The organism is Micromonospora sp. NPDC004336 (assembly GCF_053602615.1).
Genome location: NZ_JBSGDY010000070.1, coordinates 21,476 through 29,289, shown reverse-complemented (window position 1 = coordinate 29,289; position 7,814 = coordinate 21,476). Strand labels below are relative to the sequence as shown.

Below are 7,814 nucleotides of genomic sequence, written 5' to 3'. Positions count from 1 at the left end.
AAACGCTCGACCAGTGCGTGGACCAGACCCCGGCGGGTCTGCCGGGAGCCTGGCTCCCCGGTCATCGTCGCGGCCACGACGCCGAGCCTACCGGCTGGGGGCATCCCGCACGGGTAGCAACGGCGAGCGACCCGCCCGGGTGTGCGCCTGTGGACAGAGCGTAACGAGTCGGGGCGGCGCCATGGGGCGGTTCGCCGGTTCCGTCGACGGGACGCGGCTGCCCGGCCGCCGAGGGTTTCCCACAGGATTTGCGTGAAACTGCGCGCGAAAGCGGGTATTAGCTCGTGATGCCGCAGCGTGACCGCACCTTGTGCAGTTCTTCACAACCAGTCCCACTGACTGGCGACGCCACCCGGTTTACGCTGAGGCCAATCCCAGGTTTCCACGAAGGGCGACGCACCGCGCCGTTAAGGACGCACAGCGCCGTCAAGACTCGTGCATCCCATAGATCGGTCAGCGTCGACCACCAAGGAGATGTGTCATGGTTGCTCCGGCTACCGTTCGGGGTATCGATCAGGCCCCGACGTCCCACCCCAAACTGCTCGCCTGGGTCCGTGAGGTCGCTGAACTGACCACCCCCGACCGCGTCGTCTGGGTGGACGGGTCCGACGAGGAGTGGCGTCGCCTCACCGATGAGCTGGTCGAGGCCGGCACCCTGATCCGGCTCAACCCGGAGAAGAAGCCCAACTCGTTCTACGCGCGCACCGACCCGACGGACGTCGCCCGGGTCGAGGAGCGCACCTTCATCTGCTCCGTCGACGAGGCGGACGCCGGCCCCACCAACAACTGGATGGCGCCGGCCGAGATGAAGCGGACGATGACGGAGCTGTACCGCGGCAGCATGCGCGGCCGCACCATGTACGTCATCCCGTTCTGCATGGGCCCGGTCGAGGCCGAGAGCCCCATGTTCGGTGTCGAGATCACCGACAGCCCGTACGTGGTCGCCTCGATGCGCATCATGACCCGGATGGGCGCGAAGGTCCTCGAGGCCATGGGCGACGACGCGGACTTCGTCCACGCGCTGCACTCCATCGGCGCCCCGCTCGCCGCCGGCCAGCAGGACGTGGCCTGGCCGTGCAACGAGACCAAGTACATCTCGCACTTCCCGGAGACCCGGGAGATCTGGTCCTTCGGCTCCGGCTACGGCGGCAACTCGCTGCTGGGCAAGAAGTGCTACTCGCTGCGGATCGCCAGCGTGATGGGCCGCGACGAGGGCTGGCTCGCCGAGCACATGCTGATCCTCAAGATCACCTCGCCGGAGGGCAAGGTCTACCACATCGCCGGCGCGTTCCCGTCCGCCTGCGGCAAGACCAACCTCGCCATGCTGGAGCCGACCGTCCCGGGCTGGAAGGTCGAGACCATCGGCGACGACATCGCCTGGATGCGCTTCGGCCCCGACGGCCGCCTCTACGCGGTGAACCCCGAGTACGGCCTCTTCGGCGTCGCGCCCGGCACCGACTGGAAGACCAACGCCAACGCCATGCGGACGCTGGACCGCGGCAACTCCATCTTCACCAACGTGGCCCTGACCGACGACGGGGACATCTGGTGGGAGGGCATGGGCGAGCCGCCGGCCCATCTGATCGACTGGAAGGGCAACGACTGGACGCCGGAGAGCGACAGCCTCTCCTCGCACGCGAACAGCCGGTTCTGCACCCCGATCACGCAGTGCCCGATCCTGGCGGAGGACTACTACGACCCGAACGGCGTGCCGATCGACGCGATCCTGTTCGGTGGCCGTCGCCGGGACACCATCCCGCTGGTCACCGAGGCCCGCGACTGGGTGCACGGCGTCTACATGGGCGCGACGCTCTCCTCGGAGACCACCGCCGCCGCCTCCGGCGCGGTCGGCGTCGTCCGGCGCGACCCGATGGCGATGCTGCCGTTCATCGGCTACCACGCCGGTGACTACTTCCGGCACTGGATCGAGATGGGCAAGGGCGCCGACGGCGACGAGTCCAAGCTGCCGAAGATCTACTACGTCAACTGGTTCCGCAAGGACCCGGAGGGCAGCTTCCTCTGGCCCGGCTTCGGCGAGAACTCCCGCGTGCTCAAGTGGATCATCGAGCGGATCGAGGGGCGCGCCGAGGCGGTGGAGACCCCGATCGGCATGGTCCCGGCCCAGGACGCGCTCGACGTCGACGGCCTCGACATGACCCCGGAGGACGTCCGGATCGCGCTCAAGGTCGACCCGGAGGAGTGGCGCAAGGAGCTCCCGCTGGTCACCGAGTGGTTCGAGAAGTTCGGCGACAAGCTGCCGGGCGTGCTCTGGGCCGAGCTGGACGCGCTGCGCGCCCGGCTCGACGCGGAGCCGCAGCGCTGAGGACAGGTGTGACCGACGCCCGCAACGGGCATCATCGGATCCCATGAGGACGGCCGCCGAGACCCAGGTCCGGCGGCCGTCCGCCGTCCGGGCGCTGACCACGCTGCTCGCGCTGACCGCGGCGGCCACCGTCGTGGTCGAGCTGCTCAACTGGTGGTACGCCCCGGAGCAGGGCTTCGGGCTGGCCGTACGCACCGGCTGGGCCATGCTCCGGTCGCTCGGCTTCCTGCTGCTCATCGGGCACGTCCGTCGCGGCCGGACGGTGGCCCGACCGTTCGGGCTGATCCTCGCGGTGACGACCGTGTTCGCCGTCGGGCGGCTGATCGTGCCCCGGCAGGGGGTGCCGCCGCTGCCCGGGCTGCTCGGGTTCGCCCTGCTCACCGCGCTCTGCGTGGCCGTGGTCTGGCTGCTCTACCGCTCGCCCGCGGTCTCCGGGCACCTGGTGCGCCACCGGCCCCGCCTGGTCATCGACCGGCAGGGCATCTCCTGGCGGGAGGCTCCGCCCCGCCGGCCGGAGGTCAGCGGCTGGCTGCTCACCAGCCGGGTCGCCGCGTTCACGTACAGCCCGCTGATGCTGGTCCCGGCCCTGGTCGCCGGGGCGGCCGTGCTGGACGACCGGCTGACCGCCGTGCCCGCCGTGCTGTTCTGGTTCGCGGCCGGCATCGCCACCAGCTACGCGGTGCTCTTCTGCACCGCGTTCCTGATGCGCGGCAGGCACTGGGCGCGCACACTGCTGCTGGTCGTCACCGCCGTCGTGCTCGCCGTCGACCTGCCGCTGTGCTGGTGGCTGCTCGGCGCCGACGGCCTGATCCGTGACGGCGCTCCGCTGGTGGCCGCCGCCGCGCTGACGCTCTACGGCCTCCGGCGCGCCACCCGCGCCGAACGATCCGCCGGGCCGGCATAGGGGCGCGTCCGTCTCTGGCGCCCCGCCCGCGCCGATCGACCGCCGGGCCGGCATAGGGGCGCGTCCTTCTCTGGCGCGCCGCCCGCGGGGATCGGCTGTCGGGGTCGGCGTAGGGCACCTCCACGCTGTCGAGCTGCCCCGTCCGTGAGACCGCTCCCGCCCCCGGTTCCCAGCGGCTGCCCCGCCGCGCCCACCAACCGCCACCTGGCCCTCGCCCAGAGCGGCCTCTTGCCGATCTTGGCAGGAAAATGCCCCCTGAGGGGCCCGTACCTACCAAGATCTCTTGCACTCGCCGCTTCGCCGCTTCGCCGCGTTGCCGGGTTGCCGCTCGCCGCGTTGCCGGATTGCCGTGCCGCCGCGTTACCGCATCGTCGGTGGTGCCGTGGTGCCGTGGTGCCGTGGTGCCGTGGTGCCGTGTCGGCGCGTGCCGGCGTCGTGGCGGTTCCGGGAGTTCCGCCGACGTGCCGGGCGGGTTTCGTCGCGCCGGGCGTCTCCGGCGGCAGGATGGCCGCAGGGAGCCGGACCGGCGGTGGGAGGCGACGCGTGGGCGACGAATCCGTGGGGGACGAGTTCGACGTGGTGGTGGTCGGGGCCGGACCGGCGGGGTCGGCCGCGGCGCTGGCGGCCCGGCGGGCGGGGGCGAGCGTACTGCTGCTGGACCGGTCCGATTTTCCCCGGGACAAGGCGTGCGGGGACGGCGTCGCCGCGCACGCGCTGGACGTACTGGACGAGCTGGGGGTGCCCGACGCGGTGGCCGGGTACGCGCCTCTGCCGGCGCTCCGGCTGGTCGGCCCGGGCGGCGGCACCGTGGCGCGGGCGCTGCCGCGGCCCGCGTACACCGTGCCCCGGAAGGTCTTCGACGCCCGGCTGGTGGCGGCGGCGGTCGCGGCCGGCGCGCGGCTGCGCCGGCACGCGGTGCGGCACGTCGAGGTCCGGCCCGACCGGGTGGTGCTCGACGGCGGGCTGGCGGCGCGGGCGGTGGTCGGCGCGGACGGCGCCGGGTCGGTCGTCCGGCGGGCGCTCGGGCACCGTCCGAATCCGGACCGCCACCTGGCGCTCGCCATCCGGGGGTACGCGCCCGCGCTGCCCGGCCCGCCCGAGCAGCTCATCGTCACCTCGGCGCCGCGCTGGCCGGCGTACGCCTGGTCGTTTCCGATCGGCGACGGCCGGGCGAACGTGGGGTACGGGGAGGTGCTGCGGGGCGAGCCGCTGAGCCGGACGCACCTGGTGGAGCGACTCGGCGCGCTGCTGCCGGGCACGGATCCCGCCGCGGTGACGGACCTGCGGGCCCACCATCTGCCGCTGTCGACGCACCGGCCCCCGCCCGGGCGCGACCGGGTGGTGCTGGCCGGCGACGCGCTCTCGCTGATCAATCCGTTCACGGGCGAGGGCATCTTCTACGCCCTGCTCTCCGGCGCGCTCGCCGGCGCGGCGGCGGCCGGCTCGCCCGAGCGGGCCGCCCGGCGGTACGCGGCGGCGCTGCGGGGCCGGCTCGGCGGCCACCTGCGGCACAGCTCGTTCGCGGCGTGGCTGGCCCGGCGCCGGCGGGTGGTGGACGCGGCGGTCCACGCGGCCCGCCGGGACGACCGGGTCTACCGGACGGTGGTCGAGCTGGGGCTGGGCGACGGGCGGCTCGACGCCCGCACCCTGGCCATGATCGGCATCGGTCTGCCGGCGTGGGATCGCCATCCGAGGCGGTGATCCGTGGGGCGGGTCGCTACGCTGAAGGTGATGACTCTGCGGGACCTGATCTATTCGGTGTACGAGCGCCGGCTCACGGCCAAGCTCGCGGGCAAGCCGGTGCCCCGGCACGTCGGCGTGATGTGCGACGGTAACCGCAGATGGGCCCGGGAGATGGGCTTCGTCGACCCGAACGACGGTCACCGGGTCGGCGCCGCCAAGATCAAACACGTGCTGGGCTGGTGCGACCAGGCCGGCATCGGCCACGTCACGCTCTATCTCCTGGCCACCGACAACCTGCGGAGGCCGGCCAAGGAGCTCGACCCGCTGCTGCAGATCATCGAGGACCTGGTGGTCGAGCTGGCCGAGGAGGGCAACCCCTGGCGGCTGCGCATGGTCGGCGCGCTCGACCTGCTCCCGGCGTCGACCGCCGCGGCGCTCAAGGCCGCCGAGGAGCGCACCCGCGAGCGCAGCGGCGGAGCCGAGGTCAACATCGCGGTCGGCTACGGCGGCCGGCGGGAGATAACCGACGCGGTGCGTTCGCTGCTGCTGGAGCACGCCGCCGCGGGCGGCACCATCGAGGAGCTGGCCGAGGTGCTCGATGTCGAGCACATCGCGGAGCACCTCTACACCCGCGGCCAGCCCGATCCGGACCTGGTCATCCGCACCAGCGGCGAGCAGCGCCTCTCCGGCTTCATGCTCTGGCAGTCCGCCCACTCGGAGTTCTACTTCTGCGAGCTGAACTGGCCGGATTTCCGGCACATCGACTTCCTCCGCGCCCTGCGCTCCTACGCCAACCGCCAGCGCCGCTACGGCGCCTGACGCCCGGCGGCCCGCGCCACGGGGCGGGTCAGGCGAGGTGCCGGGCGGCGTCGGTGAGGAAGTCGCCCAGGGCGGCGGGGGAGTCGAGGGTCAGGTCGGCCGCCTCGGCGACCTCGTGGCCGGTCTCGGGGTTGGCGACGGCGACGCAGACGCCGAAGAAGTGCGGATCGGCGGCGGCCCGGGCGCGCAGCGCGGCGAAGGCCCTGATGTCGGAGACGTCGTCGCCGAAGTACCAGGCGCCCTCGGCGTCGCGGACCAGCTCGTCGATGACCATGCCCTTGTCCCGGTCGACCGGCGGCTTGAGCTCCAGCACCATGCGCCCGGCCTGGACCTTGAGCCCGAGGCGTTCGGCCTGGGCCCGACCCCACCGCTCCACCGACTCGCCGAGCTGGGGCGCCGTGCGCCAGTGCAGCGCGACGGAGAGCCGCTTGTATTCCACCAGCGCGCCCTCGGGCAGCTCGGCCCGGGCCTGCTCGGCCAGCTCGGCCATGGTGGGCACCCACGGCAGGGCCGCCGGCTCGGTCACCGTCTCCCCGCCGGAATGGCTGTGCTCCAGCCCGTAGAGGCCGTAGAGGTCGATGCCGGCCAGGCCGCCGAGGTGGTCGCGGAGGAACTCCACCGGCCGCGCGGAGACGATCGCGACCCGCCGTACGACGGGGGCGAGCGCCTCGATCGCGGCGAGCACCTTCGGCGCGGGCCGGACCGCGGTGGGGTCGTCGTCGACCGGTGCCAGGGTGCCGTCGAAGTCGAAGAAGAGCACGGTCCCGGCCGCCCGTCGGGCGGTCGTCCGCCAGGCCCGGTCGGCGTCCAACGGGGTCTGCGGCTGCTGGTTGCCCAGGTTCAACGGCGGCACGCGCGTCAGCGTACCCCGGTCGGGTCGGCTCATTCCCGGCCGAGCGGCGGCGTCCCGGCCCGGGCGTCCGACGGGCGCGTGCGGCGCGGCGCGTGCGGCCTATGCGGCACGGCGCGTGCGGTCTATGGCGGCGCGTGCGGCCTGTTGCGGCACGGCGCGGCGGGCGGGCGTGGCGAGGTCAGCGTTCGGCGGCTCCCCGTCCCCGCCGCCCGAACGGCACGACGGCCGCCTCCTGGCCGTGGCTGAGCAGGTAGCCCTCCACGAAGCCGGTGTTGCGGTCGCCGGAGCGTTCCTCGATCTCCTTCAGCCGGTTCACCAGGAAGTCGGTGAGCGCGCTGATCCGGTCGTTCAGCCGGTCGTGCAGCTCGGCCACCACGGCCAGGACGACCGCGGTGCCGGCGGTGGTGAGCGCGAGGAGGTTGACGAGCAGGGGAAGCTGCCCGCCGTTGACCGCCAGGGTCACCACGTTTCCGGTCACGCCCAGTGTCACCGACACGGTGGCGACGACGACTGCCATCCACTTCAGGGTCATGGACAGACCCCTCCTTCTGTCCCGCAGGGCTGGGTTCGGCCTTGTCCCGTCCCCCCGCCGACGACGAGCCCAAGCAGTACGAATAGGGACGCTAGCGCGCCCGTTCCGGCCCCGGAGCGAAACGAATGAGTCTGACCTGCCGTTCTTTCGCCATCTGAGGAACTAGCCGGCCTGTTTACCTCGTTTTCGGACACCCACCGGCAGGGTGGGGCGGTATGCGAGGTAACGGATGGTTTCCCGGATGTGGAACTTCTCCGCGTCGGAGACGTCGGGGTCCACGAGCCGGCGCAGCAGCGCCTCCACGTCGGGGTCCATCGGCGGCGGGGCGGGGGTGTCGCGGGGCGTCGCCGTCCGGTCCCAGCCGAGGGCGGCGAAGGCGGTCGCCGGGTTGAGCCCGAGCCCCTCGCAGAACGCCACCACGCGCTCGGCCTCCGGGTCGCTGGCCCAGTCGCCCCGGACCCAGCGGTTGATGGTCTGCCGGGAGACGCCGGTGCGCCGCGAGACCTCGGTGCCGCTCCAGGCTCGGGTGGCCCGGGCCTCGTCGAGTGCCCGACGGACGAAGGTGGCGAAGGCGATCTTCCGTGCGTTGGCCGTCTCGGTCACGTCGTGACGGTACGACCAGCCGGCCACCGGCGCCCGCCCCGGCACGCTGCTGTCACGCGGACGTGACGCGATTTCGGGTGTGCCGGTAAACGATCCG

Annotated in this window: 7 protein-coding genes; 4 read left to right on the top strand and 3 right to left on the bottom strand. The window is 72.9% G+C overall.

Going from position 1 to position 7,814, the window contains the following annotated elements; all coding sequences use genetic code 11:
* Positions 1–481: 481 nt before the first annotated feature.
* The 4 genes from ACWENR_RS16695 to ACWENR_RS16680 all read left to right on the top strand — a co-directional run bounded on the left by ACWENR_RS16695 (position 482) and on the right by ACWENR_RS16680 (position 5,729).
* Positions 482–2,323, top strand: coding sequence for a phosphoenolpyruvate carboxykinase (GTP) (locus ACWENR_RS16695; protein ID WP_452277877.1), 1,842 nt, complete (start codon positions 482–484; stop codon positions 2,321–2,323).
* A 43-nt stretch (positions 2,324–2,366) separates the two neighbouring features.
* A complete protein-coding gene (locus tag ACWENR_RS16690) occupies positions 2,367–3,227 on the top strand; it encodes a hypothetical protein (RefSeq protein ID WP_452277876.1) in 861 nt (286 codons plus the stop codon).
* Positions 3,228–3,731: 504 nt separating this feature from the next.
* A complete protein-coding gene (locus ACWENR_RS16685) occupies positions 3,732–4,928 on the top strand; it encodes a geranylgeranyl reductase family protein (protein ID WP_452277875.1) in 1,197 nt (398 codons plus the stop codon).
* Positions 4,929–4,958: 30 nt separating this feature from the next.
* Entirely contained in the window at positions 4,959–5,729 is a 771-nt protein-coding gene (locus tag ACWENR_RS16680) for an isoprenyl transferase (RefSeq protein WP_452277874.1), read from the top strand.
* Between the two features lie 28 nt (positions 5,730–5,757).
* Here the strand turns inward: ACWENR_RS16680 and otsB are convergent, their stop codons facing one another.
* The 3 genes from otsB to ACWENR_RS16665 all read right to left on the bottom strand — a co-directional run bounded on the left by otsB (position 5,758) and on the right by ACWENR_RS16665 (position 7,717).
* Positions 5,758–6,582 carry a trehalose-phosphatase gene (gene otsB, locus ACWENR_RS16675; RefSeq protein WP_452277873.1) on the bottom strand — a complete coding sequence of 275 codons (825 nt, stop codon included), beginning with the start codon at positions 6,580–6,582 and terminating at the stop codon, positions 5,758–5,760.
* A gap of 178 nt (positions 6,583–6,760) precedes the next feature.
* Positions 6,761–7,114 (bottom strand): hypothetical protein, encoded by a 354-nt coding sequence (locus ACWENR_RS16670; RefSeq protein WP_452277872.1) that lies wholly within the window; start codon positions 7,112–7,114, stop codon positions 6,761–6,763.
* Positions 7,115–7,276: 162 nt separating this feature from the next.
* The gene (locus ACWENR_RS16665) at positions 7,277–7,717 is read right to left on the bottom strand and encodes an XRE family transcriptional regulator (protein WP_452277871.1); all 441 of its coding nucleotides are present in this window, start codon (positions 7,715–7,717) and stop codon (positions 7,277–7,279) included.
* Between the last annotated feature and the right edge of the window lie 97 nt (positions 7,718–7,814).

Bases quoted from the DNA above. Each gene is read 5' to 3' on its own strand.
- ACWENR_RS16695 (WP_452277877.1), top strand. From the start codon at position 482: ATGGTTGCTCCGGCTACCGTTCGGGGTATCGATCAGGCCCCGACGTCC.
- ACWENR_RS16690 (WP_452277876.1), top strand. From the start codon at position 2,367: ATGAGGACGGCCGCCGAGACCCAGGTCCGGCGGCCGTCCGCCGTCCGG.
- ACWENR_RS16685 (WP_452277875.1), top strand. From the start codon at position 3,732: ATGGCCGCAGGGAGCCGGACCGGCGGTGGGAGGCGACGCGTGGGCGAC.
- ACWENR_RS16680 (WP_452277874.1), top strand. From the start codon at position 4,959: ATGACTCTGCGGGACCTGATCTATTCGGTGTACGAGCGCCGGCTCACG.
- ACWENR_RS16670 (WP_452277872.1), bottom strand. From the start codon at position 7,114: ATGACCCTGAAGTGGATGGCAGTCGTCGTCGCCACCGTGTCGGTGACA.